We start from the raw sequence: 19089 nt of genomic DNA, 5'->3' as shown, positions 1-19089 counted from the left end.
GATAGTGTCGGCAAGACTGGATAGCATGCATATGGATCGGCTCTTTGGTTAGGTGGTAAGTTTGGCGATTTACAGCCTACCATTGAGCCGATCTTTTTATAAGTATTTCAATTGCTTAGGCTTAAGTAAGTGCCATTCGGGTCGGATGAAACTTATGGCGCGGTATTCACATTACCGACCCCATTCTATTTCTTTTAAAAGAACCATCGGGGTCATGTTTTGAATTATAGAATTCCTGGGAAAGTTTAATTAATTCAAACTGGACCTCGATTGTGCTACGTAGCGCCGCTCCCAATTCCTCTTAGTTTCAGCCGAGCGGAGGTCTATTTTAGGGGGTCAGCAAACAGGAAGTTTGCGCAAGTATCGTTAGGGCATGGACGCACTGTCGATACGGCCCTCTAACATGGACTGGAGCGAGGGAAGCCGAAGGCCGGGATCTCTGGGGGGCGCGTTGACGTGAATGGACTCACTAAGACCCAAGACACTCGCTACGCTCATGGGGCCAGCCTTGCCGTGGGCGCAGGACAAGGTGAATGGCGAAGGCAGAGAAGGCAGCCTGGGCTGCGCGCGTGAACGGCCTGATAACTTCTTTTCACGTCAAAAGAAGTTATTCGCCACGCCCGGCGACAGAGGGCAAATGCCAAAAAAGAATTCCAATATTATCTCGAATTCCTCGAACAATTAACTTAATTAAGACTCAATTGGGGCCTGCCCCCTATTGTTGCCAAACCCTATTCCTATCAGCTGTGTTAGCCTTGGCAAACACGCATACAAACCATAGGGAAGCCGATGACCGACAAACGCAAACATTCCGCCCAGGTAGTTGACGGTATTGAAAAGGCGCCCGCCCGCGCAATGCTGCGGGCGGTGGGCTTTACCGACGATGACTTTAAAAAGCCCCAGGTTGGTATCGCCTCCACCTGGAGCATGGTCACCCCCTGCAATATGCACATTAATCAACTCGCGGATGAAGCCTGCCTCGGTGCAGACCAGGCGGGCGGCAAGGGCGTGGTGTTTAACACCATCACCATCTCCGATGGTATTTCCAACGGCACCGAGGGCATGAAGTACTCGCTGGTGTCGCGCGAGGTGATCGCCGACTCCATCGAGACAGTGGCCGGCTGCGAGGGCTTTGATGGGCTGGTGGCCATTGGCGGCTGCGATAAAAACATGCCCGGCTGCCTGATCGGGCTGGCGCGATTAAACCGCCCCTCGGTGTTTGTCTATGGCGGCACCATTAAACCCGGCGCGAATCACACCGACATTGTCTCGGTATTTGAGGCTGTGGGCCAACATGCCCGCGGCGACCTCTCTACCATTGCTGTTAAACAGATAGAGGAAACCGCCATACCCGGGCCCGGCTCCTGCGGCGGAATGTACACGGCCAACACCATGGCCTCGGCCATTGAGGCCCTCGGCATGAGCCTGCCGGACAGCTCGGCGCAAGAGGCGGTATCGTCGTCCAAGGCCGAAGACTGCCGCCGCGCCGGGGCCGCTGTCCTCGCTCTGCTAGAGCAGGACATTAAACCCACCGACATCATGACCCATAAGGCCTTTGAAAACGCCATTGCCATTGTGATTGCCCTGGGCGGCTCTACCAATGCTGTGCTGCACATGCTGGCCATGGCGCACGCGGTGGATGTGCCTCTCACACTGGATGACTTTTCGCGCATTGGCAAAAACGTCCCCGTGCTGGCGGACCTGCGCCCGAGCGGGCAATACATGATGTCTGAACTGATCGCCGTGGGCGGTATTCAGCCACTGATGAAAATGCTGCTGGATAAAGGCCTGCTGCACGGCGACTGCCTGACCGTCACCGGCAAAACCCTGGCTGAAAACCTGGCCGATGTGGCGCCCTACCCGGCCGAACAAAACATTATTCACGATTTTGACAACGCCATTAAAGCCACAAGCCACCTGGTGATACTGAAAGGCAATTTGGCCCCCGAGGGCGCAGTCGCCAAAATCACGGGTAAAGAGGGGCTCGTTTTCACCGGTAAAGCTCGGGTGTTTCACTCCGAAGAAGAGGCTTTAGAGTCCATACTGGGCGGCATCGTGGTTAAAGGCGATGTGATCGTCATCCGCTATGAAGGCCCGCGCGGCGGCCCGGGCATGCGTGAAATGCTCAGCCCCACCTCGGCGGTTATGGGCAAAGGCTTGGGCAACGACGTGGCGCTTATCACCGATGGACGCTTCTCTGGCGGCAGCCACGGCTTTGTGGTGGGACACATCACCCCCGAGGCCATGGACGGCGGTCCCCTCGCGATTATCGAAAACGGTGATGAGATTACCATTGATGCCGAAAACGCAGTGATCAGCCTTAATGTTGCCGATGCAGAAATCCAGGCGCGTTTGGCGAACTGGCAAGCGCCGCCACCGCGCTACACTCGGGGTGTGCTGGCCAAGTTTGCAAAAACCGTGTCGTCGGCGTCGGAGGGGGCGGTGACGGATAAAGATTTGTAGCTTCTTAAAATTGTGACTGAAACGTTTAATTAAAGGGAACAGATTTATATTTTAGATGTATGAGGATGGCACCCCTTCCCCATCGTATCCAGCCGAACGTAGGCCTATTTGAGTGGTAGAGCGCACATGGAGAAGGTGAATGAAACGCTGTTTCAGAGGCTGAAAACTGCTCCTGCGTTTTCTGCATTCACGCCATCCTTGGCGCTTAGGCCAGCCTGGGGTGAGTGCGCGAAAGGAAAAGCCTCGGGGACACGAGATCTTTTCCGACCGCTCAAATAGACCGCAGTGAGGGGTGAGACCTAGCGTTTGCAAAGCACTGCTTTGCGCGTAGCCGAACGACAGCAGGCTGTGCTTGCTGGCCGGAATCCCGTAAGGGCTGAGATATGCGGGCGTGTTTGACGTGAAGGGATTCACTAAGACCCAAAGCATTCGCTACGCTCACGGGGCCAGCTTTGCCGTGGGCGCATGGACAAGGTGAATGCCGAAGGCAGAGAAGGCAACCTGGGCTGCGCGCAGGAACGGCCTGATAACTTCTTTTCACGTCAAAAGAAGTTATTCGCCCAGCCCGGCGATAGAGTAATTAAAGGGGACAGATTTATTATTGAAGCGGCTTGACGTTAATTTATGTACACGACAAGTCGTGGTATTTTTTGTATGTTAAACCTTTAAACAGTTATTGGTATCTAACATGGCCAAAAAGCTAGCGGGGTTTCTACTCTTTCTTGTCGGGATGCTTATTCTCGCCGGAGGTGTTTGGTATACCTACGAGGCGGTGCGATTCATTGCCACCACCGAGTCGACTACAGGGAAAATTGTAGAGCACGAGTACACCGGAGGATCGAATGCCGGTTTTCGGGATGTCGACGGTACGAGCCAAACCACCGACATGTATGCGCCGATCGTGGAGTTTCGCACTCCTGCGGACACCAATGTTCGCTTCCGTGCGAATTGGAGCGAGGGTGACCCGCCTGCCATCGGAACCACCGTACCGCGGTGCGCTACCAGGAGCAGTTTCCCAGAGGCGCCCGTATCGCGGGGCTTTCCTCGCTCTTCGGTGGGGCTGTGATTCTCTTCGTGCTGGGGGGTGTTTTCGCAGGCATTGGCGCTCTGATGTTGCGAAGGGCCTTTCGTGCCAACCACCCGGCCCAATAGAGTGAAGGGTACAGATCTATATTCTTGAACGCTGGGATTTGGGACCATTTTTCGACAAGTGATCTGGCACTAAGGCGCAAAAAATAGATGTCTGCACCTTAGGTTTTATAAGCCCTAACTATTCACCATCCCAAAGCCATTTAAGCCCTTCTGGTAACAATGCTCCGGGGTGGCTGTCGTTGTGAACACCGTCGGTCCAAACCGAGGTGAATTGATAGCGTGGGCCTTTTGCGTCATTTTCATCGGCAATTCTATTGGCATACCCAAGCGCCGCCACCATCTGTTGATTGGCTAAAAACCAATTGCCCCACTCATTATCCAAATCGTTTGTGCCGTCTTGAATAAATACTTTCATGGGGCGAATTTCCTCGCGACGAATCAGTGCGGGGTAGTCTTGCCCACCCAACTTAACCGGTGTTTCGTCGGGTTTAAAACCAATAGAAACATAGCTACCAATACTGCTATACACTTTGCGAAAGTAATCCGGTCTTTCCCAGGCTGCGGTAAAGGCCGCAATGGCGCCACTGCTGGTGCCGCCTATCGCTCTTTGTTCTGGGTCATTGGTCAGGTTGTAGGACTCTTCAAGCTCTGGAATCAGTTCTTCAATCAGCATGCGCGCATAGCGGTCATTTAACGCGTCGTACTCTTGTGCCCGGTGATTAGGGTTACTCATACCTAAGTCGTTAGGGTAACTTTTTGATGTATTACCCGGTGTGACAAAAAGGCCGATGGTGACGGGCATATCGCCCTTCGCTATTAAATTCTCCATCACTTGCGGAACACGCAACGACCCTTTCGGGTTGGTGGCGCGCTGGCCATCCTGAAACACTAAAAGGCTGGCTGGGGAATCGGCACTATATTGCGCGGGCACATAAATCCAGTAGCGCCGTACCGTATTGGGAATAATTTTGCTGTGAAATTCAAAAGGGCCTTTAAGCTCACCGCGTGGGACACCCTCTTGGGGGAAATGGTCTTCTGTTTGGGCAACGTTGGTGCGAATGTCGAGTTCAGATGCGAAAGAAAATGAACTCATAAACAATGCGCATAAAAGCAGTAATAATCTCATGACAATTCCTCGTTATTTTTATGGGTCGTAAAGCTATGGGCTCTGAGCATAGCTATTGTTTAAAATTAAAAATTTCCGCTATTCGATGGAGATTTTTCGGTAAGCGGTGCTACCAAACTTGTTGCTCTTGTTCTCACGAGTGTTCGGGAGCGTCAGAGAAGTAATCCTGCATCCACTCAAACAATACATCCACCCCCACGTCAGATAAATTCTTACGCTGAAACTCGTCGCTCGCCTCGCTATCCACGCTTCCAAACTGATGGAGCAATATCCCCGGCTGTTCGTCATGCAATACCAACATAATGCGCCGGCGAGTGCGCAAACAGTCAATCGTCATCACATCGGCCGGAATACCGGCATCACGCATACCACTGCGTACCGCAACCACCGGGTTAATATGCTGATGGGCCCGCTGAATTTTAGCGTGAGCCTCGCCCACCTGATCGGACAAGGTTTTTAACGGTTCTTCAGACATGAAAGCTCCAGAGTCCATTTATGCGCCCTAGACTAACAGATCCGGATCTGGCTACGAAGTACCGCTCTTTTATCCCCTTAGATCCCGCCGAGCCGAAGTCAATTTTGGGGGTTAAGCAAACAGGGAAAGGTGAACGCTGTGAAACAGCTGAGAAGGAGCCCTGGGGCACGCCTTGTCGAGACGGCCTCCTAAAATAGATTGGAGTGAGGGCACCCCGCAGGGGCTGAATCTCAAGGGGCGCTTTGACGTGAAGGGATCCAATAAGACCCAATACACTCGCAATGCTCATGGGGCCAGCCTTGCCGTGGGCGCAGGGCTGGCAGCAATGGCCTGGTTACTTCTGTAGCGTAACAGAAGTAGCTTCGCCCCAAGGGCGAAACCCTTTCCTCATCGAAAAGTGATAATAATGCTTACGCCACATAGCCTAAAAACTCATCCGCCGAACGAATACCCTCCCGGTCCTGACAGACTTTAAACAGCCGAAACAAATTCTTCGCGGTAGCGTTGCCAGTGGGGCTAACCATACGGCGAAGCCCTGCCTCCTGCATATCCAACGCTTCGGCGATTTCAGCAAAAGCCTGGGTGCCGTTGAGGTAATCACGAAGCAGGGAATTACCAACCACAATATCGCCTTCCAGATACGACTCAAGCGACTCCAACAGCAGCCCCTTGCGATAATCAGAGTCTTTGCAGAGTTCCATTACCGTGTCTTTAAATTCGCGTGTTAAGGCCATCGATAGTTACCTCGCCTTTCTTGATTTGTAATCGAGTAAATACTTTTTGGCCGCATTAATAGAGGTTTGTTGATCAGCTTTGCAGCTACCGGCAAAAAGAATGATCAATTCACTGCCTTCGGTAATGTAGTAAATACGGTAGCCTGAGCCGTAATTGATTCGACGCTCCTTTAGGCCCCCGCTATCCGTTATCGCCTTGTGGTCACCAAAGTTACCCGCCTCCATTTGCTTAATAGCCTTAGTGACCTTGGCTTTTGCCCTGCCGTCAGTTATGCCAATCAACCACGATCGAAATGGCGAGTGACCATCGGCGGATACATACTCCTCAGCCCTACGCTGGATGACTGGTTTAACCACGAATCAAACTCCCTTTTGATCACTATAATAACGTATATGTTATTATTCAAGCTAAATTGTAGAATACTCAAGCCAATAGTTTAGGCGCTGGATAGAATAGAACTAGACAATCGCTACGAAGCACCGCACCCAACTCCCCTTAGATCCAGCCGAGCGGAGGTCTATTTTGGGGGTTAATCGCGCATGGAGAAGGTGAATGGAACGCATGTTCCAGAGAGGCCTGAAAGAAAGGGAACAGATTTATTTTTTAAACGGCTTGTAGTTGGCACCCAGCCCCCCATCATATCCAGCCTGGGTTGCGTGCGCGAAACGGGCAAGTTGGTGGGTGTCCTCGATTTCGCCACCCTTAGATCCCGCCCTATCGCCGGAAAACACCCAGTTGCCAACCCCAAGCCTGCATGGCACACTAACCCACATAGCGCGTAGGGTTATGGTAAATCACCCAACCTGCCAGAAGGCAGGCACCACAACCCCAGATTTAGCCAGTTAGGAAGGTGAAATAATAAAGGGCAAGGCCCAGGTGTTCCGCGGCAGTTCTTTCCCCTACCTTTCTAATTAGCTAATTCTTCGCAAAACTATTAATGAGTGAGTCAGCGTACTTGGGCTTTGCATTGTGTGAAATGTAAGGCCTGACCCGAATGGCATTCACGCCATCTTTGGCGCTTAGGGCAGCCTGGGCTGAGGATGTCTAACCCTTATCCAAAGTGTTCACATGTGCTACAGTGTGTACAATGTACACTTAAGTAGGTATCCCCATGTCTACCACTATGACGATCCGTTTAGAGCCAGAATTAAAGCTGCGGCTTGATCAGCTTGCGGAGGCTACGCACCGCTCTAAATCCTTCCTTGCAACTGAAGCACTTCGTGACTTCATCGAGCTAAATGAATGGCAAATTCAAGAAATCAACGAGGCCGTTAAAGAGGCCGATAATGGCGACTTCGCCAGTGATCAGGAAGTCAGTAAGACGTTTGCCAAGTGGGATGTGAATGCAGGTTAAGTGGCTGCAGAAGGCACTTCAGAACCTCGATGACGAAGCCGAATATATTGCGAAGGAGAATCCGGCAGCAGCCAAGCTCGTTGTACAGCGAGTTTTTGAAGCCGTTAATTTATTGCCCGCCAACCCAGCCATGGGCAACCCTGGGCGTATTTACGGCACCCGCGAGCTCGTTGTACCCGACACACGCTACATCCTCCCCTACCGAGTGAGGCCGAGACTAAATCGCATTGAAATTCTTCGCGTATTCCACACCTCCCGACGGCTACCAAAACACTGGTAAGTATCGTTAACCGACTTGCATCAGCCAGTTGCCAACCCCAAGACTGCATGGCACACTAACCCACATAACGCGTAGGGTTATGGTAAATCACCCAACCTGCCAGAAAGCAGGCACCACAACTCCAGATTTAGCCAGTTAGGAAGGTGAAATAATAAAGGGCAAAGCCCAGGTGTTACGCGGCAGTTCTTTCCCCTACCTTTCCAGCTAGCAAATTAAACGCAAAAATATTAATGAGTGAGTCAGCGTACTTGGGCTTTGCATTGTGTGAAATGTAAGGCCTGACCCGCATGGTTGTTTCGCGACATAGCTTTGGAACTGGGGTTCCGGCCTTGGCTTGTTCAAGGATGGCCATAATCTGGCTATCTGAATACTTCGATTTTTTCATGCAGAATCTCCTGCTCAAATGATACGAGAAAATTCTACTTTTGGCCCCTGCTAATTTCCGGGGGGATTACCCTATGAGTAAAGTTAGTTTTGACGAAATAATTGACGAAGCAATTAATTACTACCTGGGAAATCGACCTGATGGATGTGGTATGCATAGTCGAGAATAAGCGCATGTGTGAAATGTAAGGCCTGTCGACCCCCATGCTTGCTTTGGCTCAGGGGCATGGCGTTGTCAAGTCGATGGGTGTCCGCTGATTAGACAACCTCCGATGTGCCTGCGCCGAGCAAAATTAAAATCTGGTTTTGCGCTGCCTCCAAGATACTCTGCTGTTCTTGTTCGCAGGAAACAGTCTTAGCCACAACCACAGCCCCAATCAGTAGCGACAAAATTGTACGGGATTTCTCCGCTATCATCTGGCGGTCAGAAGCAAAAGCTGAGTTCTTAATTTTGCTTAACGCTATAAGTCGAGTTTCTACCATTTTCTTCAAGCTACTGTATGACTGTTCAAACAAGTGTTTAACATTGGCGTTGGTGTTTCCTATTTCATTAAACAACACCGTTTCTGGCCCGGGCTTACTGTGTTTATCCAGCTCGCGCAAATTCAAAAAATGGGTGACCAGCTCGGTGAGGTGCTTCACCGAGAGTGGGCCTTTGACCAACCTGGCGGCACTACAACCTTTAACGGTCTCCAGAAAGGAGGCTTTAAACAGCGCCTCTTTGGAATCGAAGTGAGCATAGAACGCGCCATGAGTCATCTTCGCGGCTCGCATGATTTGTCCGATGGATACTCTATCGAAACCATAGCGGGAGAATAAATCGACAGCAGACTTAAGAATGCGATTCTTTGATTTAAACTTATGGTCTTTAGCGTAGCCCATGACGCCGTTCCTCTCGTTGTCATACTCTAAATATTATCTTGATCATACGGTGCTTGTTGCTAAGGTACGCCTCATCCGTATGTCGTTTAACCAGCATGATAAGAGGCAGCAACGCTATGAACTCACCTATTGTGATCACAGGTATGGGTATCATCAGCCCCTTGGGATGTGGCGTCAAGCCGGCCTGGGAGAACTTGACCGCCGGGCACTCTGGCGTAGGCTTCATTGACCGGTTTGATACCAGAGATTTCCCCATCAAGGTTGCCGGCCAAGTTCCCGGCATCGCTAACCACCCTGACGGATTCAACCCCGAAAGTGTCGCAGAGAAAAAGGAGCTCAAAAAACTGGACTTGTTTACGCTCTATGCGCTCGCGGCGGCGCAAGAAGCATTGGAGCAGGCTAACTGGTTCCCTAAATTGGAGTCTGACCAGCGCGCGACGGCAACAATCATCGCTACCGGTATTGGCGGCTTACCGACTATTACACAAGCACAACAAACCTTGTTTAGTCGTGGCTATAAGCGCTTATCACCGTTCACTGCACCGGCATTTCTCGCCAATATGGCCGCTGGTAACCTATCTATTAAGTACGGCTTTCAAGGGCCGCTGGGATGCCCCGTTACCGCCTGCGCAGCCAGCTTACAAGCAATCGGCGATGGCATGCGGTTAATACGCACTGGCGAAGCCAAGGTTGCCCTCGTAGGCGGTACGGAAGGCTGTATCGATCCGTTGTCACTGGCGAGCTTTCACGCCATGAAGGCGCTATCTACCGAAAAAGACCAGCCCGCAAAAGCCTCCCGCCCCTTCGATGCAGCGCGGGATGGATTTGTCATGGGGGAAGGCGCAGGGCTTCTGGTTATCGAAACGCTGGACCACGCGCAGGCTCGAGGTGTTGTACCCTTAGCGACGCTCAGTGGCTATGGGACCAGTGCGGATGCTTACCACATCACTTCCGGCCGGGAGGATGGCAGCGGTGCCGCTGCCGCGATAACAGCCGCTTTAAAAATGGCGGCGCTTAGCAGCACTGATATTAACTATATAAACGCTCACGCCACATCCACATCGGTGGGAGACCGCGCCGAAATTGCATCCTTGAGAAACGTGTTCGGCGCTGACCTACACGAGATTCCTATATCGTCAACGAAGTCAGCCACGGGTCATCTTTTAGGGGCAGCGGGTGGAATCGAGTCCATATTTACGGCATTGGCGGTCATGCATGATGTGCTGCCCCCCACCATTAATTTAGATAATGTCGATGACGCCATGGAAAACCTGGACTTCGTTCCCACTACCGCACGCCCCCACACGGTGAGACACGCGCTATGCAACGGGTTTGGATTTGGTGGGGTTAATGCCTCTGTGCTTCTTAGCAAGGCCTAGCGGGCTGTTGTAAAACCCCAAACATCCTGTTGATGGTTCAAGCGAGTGATAATGAAGCCCAGAGAGGCTTTACGTGACGCGATTTTTTCGGCCATTCAAATTGGCTGTAGTGAGACAGCCGTAGGGCTGAGATACTCGGGCGTGTTTGACGTGAAGGGATTCACTAAGACCAAAGACACTCGCTACGTTCGTGGGGCCAGCCTTGCCGTGGGCGTAGGACAAGGTGAATGCCGCAGGCAGAGGCTGAAAACTGCTCCTGCGTTTTCTGCATTCACGCCGTCCTTGGCGCTTAGGGCAGCCTGGGCTGTGCGCAGGAACGGCCTGGTGAATTTTACGACCCGTAAAATACCTACACCCGCTCTCACTACCAGGTCAGTTGCCAACCCCGAGACGGCATGGCACACTAAGCCACATAGCGCGTAGGGTTATGGTAAACACCCAACCTGCCAGAAGGCAGGCACCACAACCCAAGATTTAGCCAATTAGGAAGGTGAAACAATAAAGGGCAAAGCCCAGGTGTTACGCAGCAGTTCTTTCCCCTACCTTTCTAATTAGCTAATTCTTCGCAAAACTATTAATGAGTGAGTCAGCGTACTTGGGCTTTGCATTGTGTGAAATGTAAGGCCTGACCCCGGTGGTTCTCAATTTCCTGATAATCATGGCTCTGTTTACCCTTACTGCTTGAGGTGGCTGCAGTATTACCGAATCGAACGCCCAGCAGAACGACACAAGCGCGAAACACACACGAAAATGACACGACAATACAATAAAATCAACAGCTTACAAGCCGCGCACTGTGGAGTTCCGCGGACAGTTTACTTAATTAAAACTATAGGCTTTAGGTTTTATTGTACTTAATGCTTAAAGTTTGTCAGGAGGTACTTGTGGCAAGGATGCCTCGACTGGTTGTGCCGCATTATCCTCATCATATTACTCAGCGCGGTGCGCGTCGAATGAGAACATTTTTCATGGATGAACAATATCTTGGTGCCGAAAGCGATAAAGATGAACCCATCGAAAACCACACCTCCTCCGGCCGCCCTGCAGGGGATCAAAGGTTTATAAGCACACTGGAATCACTCACTGGCCGTGATCTTCAAAGAAAAAATCCTGGTCCGAAGCCTAGAGTTAAGTAAACTGTCCCCGGAACTCACATGCATGGGGTTTTTCAACAGCCTGCTAGCTATTCAAGGGGGTGTTGATCGAACCAGTCCCAGTTCGACAGCTTTGCGAGTTACTTCAGCCCGACTATTGACCTGCAACTTTTGATAGATAGCTTTTAAATATCCCGCTGCAGTGTTGGTAGCCAACCCCATTTGCTCTGCGGCAAGCCGAACGCTACATCCTTCCGCTATTAGTTGTAGCAGCTCCAGCTCTCGTGGAGACAAACTAGAAGATAGCGGTTTGGGACGGAAGTGTTGCATCATGGCGCGGGCGATAACTGGCGATAATGGAGGCCGGCCGGCCACAATACCTTGTAAGGCTTCAATAAAACGCTGATCCGTCTCGTCTTTCAGTAGGTAACCAGATGCCCCCGCACGCAGCGCTGAAAACAAGTGTTCCTCATCATCAAAAATGGTAACAACGATAACCCAAGCTACTTTGTTCAAATAGTTTTCTACAAAAAGCTGAGTGCCATTTCCATCCGGCAACCCCAAGTCCAGTAAAACAATATTCGGCTGCCGGTCTGCCAGCGACACACGGGCCTCTGCCAAGCTGCCGCAGTGTGATACCGCCATGCCCGTAAAGGCCTTCTGCAAATACCCAATCAATGCCTGGGCCATCATTTCATTGTCTTCGATGACTAGCGCTGTTTGCATTGGATAATAGCCTGCCTATTTGTACTGGTGTATTCACAATTAATCGTTATTATATGTGAAATTCGCCGCCAAATGGTAGGCGACATGTAGAACCTACCTCAGAGCAAAAACCTAATATGTCTTCAATGCTTTCGCCAAGGACGCTAATTAGCACCGGCGCACTTATCTGTCTACTGGTGGCACTAGGATGTATTCATCTGGCCACAAGCCTTCCTTCCACTAATGCGCAGTTTTATACAGAAGACGGCGGCCTTTACTGGCAACCCAATACCACAGGGGTGAATCAAGGGTTGCCAGCCGGCAAAATCCACGCTTTCGACACAGGCACTGTCGAACTGATTGCCGACCCTGTTTGGCTGATCGAAGAGCCGGACGTGTTGCCTGATTACCACAGCTTTAATCTTTTGTTTGCGCAGCAGTCTGCACTGCATCACGCGGCCATCCAACAAAACCTTAGCATTGTTATGACCGACGGCAGCAAGCACACGCTGATCACCCAGGCTCGCGATTGGAATCAGCTACCAGGTATGTTTTGGTTGCAGCTGTTGTTTGGCATTGGTGGTGCCATGACGGGAATATTGGTTTGGTCTGGCCGTCGCACCGACTTAGCGGCAAGGCTCTACGCACTGACCGGTATTGGGTATTTGATTTTCGCCCCAGCTGCGGCGATTTACAGTACCCGCGAGCTGATTATCAACGGTGAGCTGTTCCGGATTCTTTCTACAGCCAATCACTTTGGTGCCTTGCTGTTTACGGCTTCGCTTACCGCTCTTCTAAGTCAATATCCAAAAGACTTATTACGATACAAATTTTGCCGAATAATTTTCGCAGTGGCGCTGGCCTTATGGCTGGCGGATTTGTACCAGTTGCAAAGTCCTATGTTGTTTCACTTTGGTGTTCTCGGTGTTTTTGCTACCAGTTTTGTATTTGCCTTCTGGCAATGGCGAGCCACCCGTCAAGATCCGGTGGGCCGGGCAGCTCTGCGTTGGTTTTTATTGTCCGTTTATTTCGCCACCGGATTGTTCGCCTGCTTCATTATTATTCCCGCTGCACTTCAATTGCCTCAACCTGCCTCACAAGGGCTAATGTTCGGAGCCTTCTTGTTAATGTATTGGGGCCTAGCTCTCGGAATTGTGCGCTACCGTCTATTTGACCTAAGCCATTGGTGGCATGCCATTATGACTTGGTTTTTAGGCGGTGTTTTGGTGTTAGTGTTGGATGCGGTGTTTATTCTATCCTTGGCCATGCCTGCCGATTTAGCTCTATCCTTATCTATTGCTATTTGCGGTTGGTTGTATTTTCCACTCAGGCAGGTTATTTGGAACCTGTGGGGAAAACAAAAAACACTGGATACCGACGCCTGGTTACCTGAAGTCTTGCCATTACTATTAAATAAAAACCGGATTGATTCTCCCACTTGGCAAACTCTGACAAAAACTCTGTGGCAAGCCGCAAGTGTGGAAGCGCTAGCTGGCTCAGCAACTCACGCCAGCATTAGCAAAGACGGCATGTGCTTAACCTTGCCTGATTTTGATAGCGACAGTGACTTACACATTAGCCTATATGGTGCAGAGCAAGGACGGCGGTTGTTCAACAAAAAAGATATTACCTGCTGGAAAAACCTGCTCTCCATCAGCAAACTTGCCAACGATATACACCTGGCCCAGGATAAAGGGCGGGAAGAAGAGCGGGTAAGAATACGCCGCGACATTCACGATGATATCGGTGCGCGGCTGCTCACTTTGCTGCACAGCGTAGATGAACGCCAGCAACCTTTGATTCGCGATACCCTGGCCGCCACCCGTGGGCTGGTTAATACATTAAACGCCAAGCATACTCCTTGGCGCGAAGCAACCGAGCTGTGGCAGAAAGAAGTGAATGCCCGTATTGAAGCGGCAGGAAAACAGTGCCTTTTTCAAAATAGCATTCAAGGGGCTTTTATTCTAGATGCCCGGCGCTTTACCAATCTCACCCGAATTTTACGGGAGGCCATTAGCAACGCCATTAAGTATGGCGAAAACGACCGAATTGTTGTGACGCTCGTACAGTCTGAGCTCATTGCTAGTATAACTGTGCAAAATGCCTGTTCTGAAAACCCCAATACTTGCACCGGAAATGGTATTAGTATTATGAATGAGCGGGCCAGAGAAATTGGGGCAGAATTGAGCATTTTGCAAGAAAATACAATGTTTCGGGTGCAGATTAAGATTCATACCCCCTAAACGGGGCTACCGGATTGAAGGGAAGCTGTCTACCTTAGACAGATAGACCCACACTAACTTAGGGAAATTGTATGTTCAGAAAGTCTGTCTATTATATTGGAGCCTGCAGTCTGGCGCTGCTTACCGCTTGTGGTAGCGATGATGACGGTAATAATCATACTTCCAGCAGTAGTTCGGCCATAGCGTCTTCCAGCAGCTCTGTAAGCTCGGAAATTAGTTCTTCCAGCAGCTCCGAAAGCTCTAGTAGCCTAGCACAAACAGAGTTAAATGGGTTGGCCGCCGTCGGAGCTGCCATTACCAATGCTATCGTCACAGCTAACTGTGCCGACGGAACCAGCTTTACTACAGCTGTCACCACCAATAGTCAGGGTGCTTTTTCAGGCACTGTAGCAACCGGTGCTTTGCCTTGTGCATTGCAGGTAACAGGCGGCACCCCAAGCGCCACCCTGCACAGCTACACCAATAACGGTGGCCGGGTAAATATTACCCCTTTTACCGACATGGTAATTGCCAACGCCACTAATATGAATCCTGAACAGTGGTTTATAAATCCTGACTGGACGTTAATTGACAACAATCTGACTGCCGCCACGGGTGAAATTCAAGTTGCATTGATTGATGCCGGCTTTACACTTCCTACTGGCGAATTTTTGCCGTTCACCGACGATTTTGCCATTGGCGATGCCTGGGACATAGTACTGGATGCTCTACAGCTCGCAATTGAAACATCGGCCAGCATTCAGAGCTACCCTGTCTTACTCGAATTTATCAGTCAGGGCAGTTTAACGCTTATTCCACCCCCGGCAGTTAGCAGCTCATCAAGCAGTGTGTCCAGTGTTAGCTCATCCAGTAGCAGTGTATCCAGCCCCAGCAGTTCGTCTTCAAGCTCTGTGATAACCACAGGCGACGCCCGCCAGTGTTTTAACCCCGAACTCTCAGCCGAGGACACTCATATTATTAGTGAATATCGTGCGACCGATAGTGCCAGTGGCGGGGTTATAAATTTTACTTACGATCAAACCATTCATGGCCTTACCACGTTTAACGGCAATCAGGTCCGGTACGCGGTGTCAGATACTGTCGCCACAGGTGTTGCCCCTTCTCGTTCAACGACAACCTCTTATTTCACAGTGGATGAAAGTAATTCCCGCTCTGAAGCTGCCGGGGTTGAGGTGGAAGTAACATCACCAATAAACTCGACGACTGTAACTTCCAACTCTCCTTTTATGCTTACCCGTTACGACTTATCAGCGGGGCAAAGTCACTCTCAAACCTATACCAGCTCCACTCAGGTTATGGGGATCGATATTACCACCTCGATAAACTTCACCCGAACCTTCACCGGTTTTGAAGATATTACTGTGCCAGCAGGCAGCTATTCTGCCTGCCGTTTTGACATTGATCAGGACGGAGAGCTCACCACCCGCTGGGTTGCTGTGGGCTCTGGCATCGAATTAAAAGTTGTTTCCGGTGGCGATGAAACCGTCTTTGTATCTGGCACCTTGAACGGCACCAACCTGTAATAAGTGTATTTCCTGTGGTGGAAACACCACAGGAAATAATATTCTCCTTCTTTTGTAAGAAGATTTCAAAAGTAGTGGGATGTGTCGGGCTTGCTGAAAAATAACAAGGACACCCAAATATTGAAGGATGTCTTCTTTTTTGACTTTTTCGTGAATAGTTTTCGAAGCTCGATAGTCGTTGAATAAAATTCAGCGGCTTTGTGTGCCAAGGGGCCTATTTCGGACAAATTGGTCTCTACCCGATAAGGGCATGAAATGGTTTTAAGAGAACTGTTGCCTTCAGCCGGTTTGAGGATAGAGTCGTCGGCAATGTCTAATACCGTGCATCCAGCTGAGGTCGAGGGATTTGCAAAGGTCAGTAACTTTTTCGACCGGGCCAATGGCACGACCGAAGCGTCGCTCTATATGGCAACAGGTATCCAGCCAGTCCTTTGACGGCAAGCCCAGTCTTCCCAAAATGCTGGGAAGGTTCTTATCGATGGCGCCGCGCTTGTCGTCGCGAATGGCCCGCCCCGTCCAATCCACCAGCTCCAGATAGTCGCTTAAATCGAATGGCAAGTGGTTCGATTGATGGCTGTGATGTTCGCTGCCAGAGAAGGGCATTAATTCGGCCAGAGACAGGGGTGCTTCTGTATCAGGCTTGTCAGTTGATTCAGCTGGCCGTTCGGGCTCAATGCCCAAGCGCTCTTGAACGCCGGTAAAGTCCGAAGACCCTGGTGTGTCGGCCATCCCAGCCCGGATGGGATTCAAGTCCACATAGGCCATGCAACTGAGTACGGCTCGCTCATCCAGCAATGCCTGGCTTTTAAAGCGCCCCTCGAAAAATCGTCCAGTGCAGTTGTCCTCTTGGTTGGCCCAGCGGGCGATGGGTTCATTCAGGCAACGCATGAACCAGCTAATGTCTGAGAGGCGTTTTCGCCACTCTTCGACTATCTCGTTCACCAATTCCAGCTCTGGCTCCGTAAGCGAGGAACCGGTCCTAAATTGCTGTACCAAAACCGGGCCTTTAAATACCTGACACCAGCGCTCGATCACTTCCTCTTGCGACAGGGCTTCGGCCTCCTCCCGGTTGACGCGCAGAACGACGTGGTAGTGATTCGACATGATTGCATAGGCGGCCACATCAGTCGTAAAAATGGTCGCCAATTGTTTGATTCGCTGCACGATCCAGCCTCTGCGGTGCTCAAAATCGTAGCCTTCACCAGAGCCGCATAAAAACGCCCGCCGCACACAGCGGGAAACGCAGTGGTAAAAGGGGGTATCATCGAGAGAAATCAGTCGCTTACGGGGTTGAGTCACGGCTCCTCCTTGAGCATTTGTGATGCGTTTGTTTCTGAACTTTACCTTGGTTCAGGGGTGTGGCATTGTCAAGTTTGTGGGTGTCCCAGTTCTTTATAGCCAGTTCTTTATACTGGCCCCCCTTGTCGCCCTCCCAGTTGTCAACCGTTAGGAGCCGTGGCACACTAGACCGCATAGCGCGTAAGGCTTATCACCAAAACAGTTTGCCAGATGTAGACCAAGATAAGTCAGGTTGAACCAGTCAGGAAGGTTAGATAATAGCGAGCATAGCCCGGATATACGCAATGCTTCTCCTCCCTTTTGGCTCGTCAATTAACTCGCATAAATTTTAAGCTGGGGTCAGTTTAGCTTTTGTATTTTTATTGTGTGAAATGTGAGGCCTGCCCCGGTGGTTATCACTTAATAAATTTTATCCGGTAAAGATTTTCGGTTTGCCAGATTTTACGTAAAAATGGAGAAAAAATTAATGAATATGGGAGAGTTCGCCGCAGACTTTTTAGCTAGCAATGTCGAGATAATCTTTGATCTCGCAAAAAAATCATATACTAAGCTGGATGAAAAGTTAAAACTAGAGCTCAAAACAGCATATTGTCAATACTTGAAGAAGACGGGCGAAAAATACTCTAAATCGAAATCATTTTTTATTAGAAATGAGTCTGTTGACTTATATAGCTATTATGTACCCGCCGGGATTTCGATTGGTGATTGTGTAATAAGTAAACCAGACTTCAAGGCTTGCTCCGAAAAATCTAAGCGAATAATTATTAGTGGTACGGGAGGTAGCGGTAAAAGTATTTTGCTTCGTCATTTATTTCTTAGCTGCATCCAGCAAAAAGAGTATGTCCCGATATTAGTAGAGCTTCGGGACTTGAACTCCAATGACTCGACATTAAATGATCTTATTGCTGACAAGCTCGATTCATTTGGTTTCAATCAGTCTAAAGAATTTGTAAATCAAGCCAAGATAGAGGGTCATTTTTGTCTTTTTTTAGATGGTTTCGATGAAGTCAATCATTCCATTAGAAAGAGATTAATTAAACAGATTGCAAAATTATCTACAAAGTATGATAAGTGTCCTATTTTTATATCTTCTAGACCTGATGAAGCATTTAACGGAATTGATGATTTCAGCTTTTTCCATATGATGCCACTAACTAAAGCATCAGCTATTGATTTAGTTGAAAGGCTTCCTTTTGACGAAGAGATAAAAAGCAAATTTTCGAAATCTTTGCTGAAAGGACTTTTCGAAAAGCACGAATCATTCTTATCCAACCCCCTACTGCTCTCAATAATGTTACTGACTTACGGAGAAAATGCGGAAATACCGAACAAGATAAGTATTTTCTATAACCAGGCCTATGAAGCTTTGTTTCAAAGGCATGACGCTAATAAGGGCGGTTACTACAGAACAAGATCAACAGATTTAGACATACAGGATTTCTCAAAAGTATTTTCATTTTTCTCACTACAGACCTATGAGAAACGACTTTTTAAAATGCCAAGGTCTCAATGTTTAGAGTTTCTTGAAAAATCTAAAGAAATCACAGGAATAGAGTTTAAATGCGAAGATTATTTGCGCGACTTGTTGAGTGCTGCATGCTTAATGCTTGAGGACGGGTTGGATATATCATACTCCCACAGGTCTTTTCAAGAATACTTTGTTGCTCGGGCAATACTAATTTCATCACCCGAAGTTCAAAAAAGTTTATTGGAAAGATATTGGATTAACATGAGGTCTGATAGTGTAATAGATCTTCTAACTGAAATGAATCCTGACCTCATAGAAAGAGTGTTAATTGTACCTAAACTTAAATATTTTTTTGATAGCCTGGGAGTGAAAAATAAAATTGGCATCACTCACGGATCGAAGTACATAAAGAAGATTTACAAAAGACTAAATGTAGGGCCTGACAGGAATGGCACTTACTTAAGCTTTTTCGGATGACCACTCTTTCTGACTTCTTCGCGTGCTTGATCTCTTGGTTTTAACAGTAGTGGGAACGGTTTTGGCCTTCTCTTGACGGCTCGGGGCTCTATACGCCTAGGTCGATTACC

The 19089-nt window shown here is 49.4% G+C and carries 17 protein-coding genes; 9 read left to right on the top strand and 8 right to left on the bottom strand.

The window, feature by feature from the left end; translation table 11 throughout:
• Nucleotides 1-789: 789 nt before the first annotated feature.
• The 3 genes from ilvD (at nucleotide 790) to QWI17_RS16965 (ending at nucleotide 3529) form a co-directional block, all read left to right on the top strand.
• A complete protein-coding gene (gene ilvD, locus QWI17_RS16975; protein WP_302723709.1) occupies nucleotides 790-2463 on the top strand; it encodes a dihydroxy-acid dehydratase in 1674 nt (557 codons plus the stop codon).
• Between the two features lie 465 nt (nucleotides 2464-2928).
• Nucleotides 2929-3078, top strand: a complete 150-nt coding sequence (locus tag QWI17_RS16970) for a hypothetical protein (RefSeq protein WP_302723708.1) — start codon at nucleotides 2929-2931, stop codon at nucleotides 3076-3078.
• Between the two features lie 73 nt (nucleotides 3079-3151).
• Entirely contained in the window at nucleotides 3152-3529 is a 378-nt protein-coding gene (locus QWI17_RS16965) for a DUF3592 domain-containing protein (RefSeq protein ID WP_302723707.1), read from the top strand.
• Nucleotides 3530-3733: 204 nt separating this feature from the next.
• On the opposite strand, the gene QWI17_RS16960 is transcribed toward QWI17_RS16965, so the two are convergent.
• The 4 genes from QWI17_RS16960 to QWI17_RS16945 all read right to left on the bottom strand — a co-directional run bounded on the left by QWI17_RS16960 (nucleotide 3734) and on the right by QWI17_RS16945 (nucleotide 6247).
• Nucleotides 3734-4681 (bottom strand): alpha/beta hydrolase, encoded by a 948-nt coding sequence (locus tag QWI17_RS16960; RefSeq protein ID WP_302723706.1) that lies wholly within the window; start codon nucleotides 4679-4681, stop codon nucleotides 3734-3736.
• Nucleotides 4682-4814: 133 nt separating this feature from the next.
• Complete coding sequence (locus QWI17_RS16955; protein ID WP_302723705.1) at nucleotides 4815-5156, bottom strand: hypothetical protein; 342 nt, start codon at nucleotides 5154-5156, stop codon at nucleotides 4815-4817.
• 410 nt (nucleotides 5157-5566) lie between these two features.
• Nucleotides 5567-5890: a hypothetical protein gene (locus tag QWI17_RS16950; protein WP_302723704.1), complete on the bottom strand. Its 324-nt coding sequence runs from the start codon at nucleotides 5888-5890 to the stop codon at nucleotides 5567-5569.
• A gap of 6 nt (nucleotides 5891-5896) precedes the next feature.
• Nucleotides 5897-6247, bottom strand: coding sequence for a type II toxin-antitoxin system RelE/ParE family toxin (locus QWI17_RS16945; RefSeq protein ID WP_302723703.1), 351 nt, complete (start codon nucleotides 6245-6247; stop codon nucleotides 5897-5899).
• Nucleotides 6248-7002: 755 nt separating this feature from the next.
• Between QWI17_RS16945 and QWI17_RS16940 the strand changes: the two genes are divergently transcribed.
• Together QWI17_RS16940 and QWI17_RS16935 are read left to right on the top strand one after the other, a co-directional pair.
• The gene (locus tag QWI17_RS16940) at nucleotides 7003-7245 is read left to right on the top strand and encodes a CopG family ribbon-helix-helix protein (protein ID WP_302723702.1); all 243 of its coding nucleotides are present in this window, start codon (nucleotides 7003-7005) and stop codon (nucleotides 7243-7245) included.
• On the top strand, nucleotides 7235-7525 hold the full coding sequence (locus tag QWI17_RS16935) for a type II toxin-antitoxin system RelE/ParE family toxin (protein WP_302723701.1): 291 nt from the start codon (nucleotides 7235-7237) through the stop codon (nucleotides 7523-7525). The genes QWI17_RS16940 and QWI17_RS16935 overlap by 11 nt, the downstream gene beginning before the upstream one ends.
• 172 nt (nucleotides 7526-7697) lie before the next feature.
• Here the strand turns inward: QWI17_RS16935 and QWI17_RS16930 are convergent, their stop codons facing one another.
• Both QWI17_RS16930 and QWI17_RS16925 read right to left on the bottom strand, forming a co-directional pair.
• Nucleotides 7698-7910: a hypothetical protein gene (locus tag QWI17_RS16930; RefSeq protein WP_302723710.1), complete on the bottom strand. Its 213-nt coding sequence runs from the start codon at nucleotides 7908-7910 to the stop codon at nucleotides 7698-7700.
• A gap of 257 nt (nucleotides 7911-8167) precedes the next feature.
• A complete protein-coding gene (locus QWI17_RS16925; protein ID WP_302723700.1) occupies nucleotides 8168-8791 on the bottom strand; it encodes a TetR/AcrR family transcriptional regulator in 624 nt (207 codons plus the stop codon).
• 116 nt (nucleotides 8792-8907) lie between these two features.
• Between QWI17_RS16925 and fabF the strand changes: the two genes are divergently transcribed.
• Nucleotides 8908-10170, top strand: coding sequence for a beta-ketoacyl-ACP synthase II (fabF, locus tag QWI17_RS16920; RefSeq protein WP_302723699.1), 1263 nt, complete (start codon nucleotides 8908-8910; stop codon nucleotides 10168-10170).
• 1187 nt (nucleotides 10171-11357) lie between these two features.
• Here fabF and QWI17_RS16915 read toward each other — a convergent pair.
• Nucleotides 11358-11990 carry a response regulator gene (locus QWI17_RS16915; RefSeq protein WP_302723698.1) on the bottom strand — a complete coding sequence of 211 codons (633 nt, stop codon included), beginning with the start codon at nucleotides 11988-11990 and terminating at the stop codon, nucleotides 11358-11360.
• 116 nt (nucleotides 11991-12106) lie between these two features.
• Between QWI17_RS16915 and QWI17_RS16910 the strand changes: the two genes are divergently transcribed.
• Complete coding sequence (locus tag QWI17_RS16910; RefSeq protein ID WP_302723697.1) at nucleotides 12107-14212, top strand: sensor histidine kinase; 2106 nt, start codon at nucleotides 12107-12109, stop codon at nucleotides 14210-14212.
• 71 nt (nucleotides 14213-14283) lie between these two features.
• Nucleotides 14284-15735, top strand: a complete 1452-nt coding sequence (locus tag QWI17_RS16905) for a hypothetical protein (protein ID WP_302723696.1) — start codon at nucleotides 14284-14286, stop codon at nucleotides 15733-15735.
• Nucleotides 15736-16014: 279 nt separating this feature from the next.
• Here QWI17_RS16905 and QWI17_RS16900 read toward each other — a convergent pair whose 3' ends face one another.
• Nucleotides 16015-17034, bottom strand: coding sequence for a transposase (locus tag QWI17_RS16900; RefSeq protein ID WP_302723695.1), 1020 nt, complete (start codon nucleotides 17032-17034; stop codon nucleotides 16015-16017).
• 466 nt (nucleotides 17035-17500) lie between these two features.
• Here QWI17_RS16900 and QWI17_RS16895 point away from each other — a divergent pair, with 466 nt between their 5' ends.
• Entirely contained in the window at nucleotides 17501-18979 is a 1479-nt protein-coding gene (locus tag QWI17_RS16895) for an NACHT domain-containing protein (RefSeq protein ID WP_302723694.1), read from the top strand.
• Nucleotides 18980-19089: the final 110 nt, after the last annotated feature.

Origin of the sequence: Gilvimarinus gilvus, assembly GCF_030518155.1 — a bacterium.
GTDB classification, from domain to species: Bacteria; Pseudomonadota; Gammaproteobacteria; order Pseudomonadales; family Cellvibrionaceae; genus Gilvimarinus; species Gilvimarinus gilvus.
Note: the sequence above shows the minus strand (reverse complement) of the source record. Positions and strands in the feature narration are given on the sequence as shown.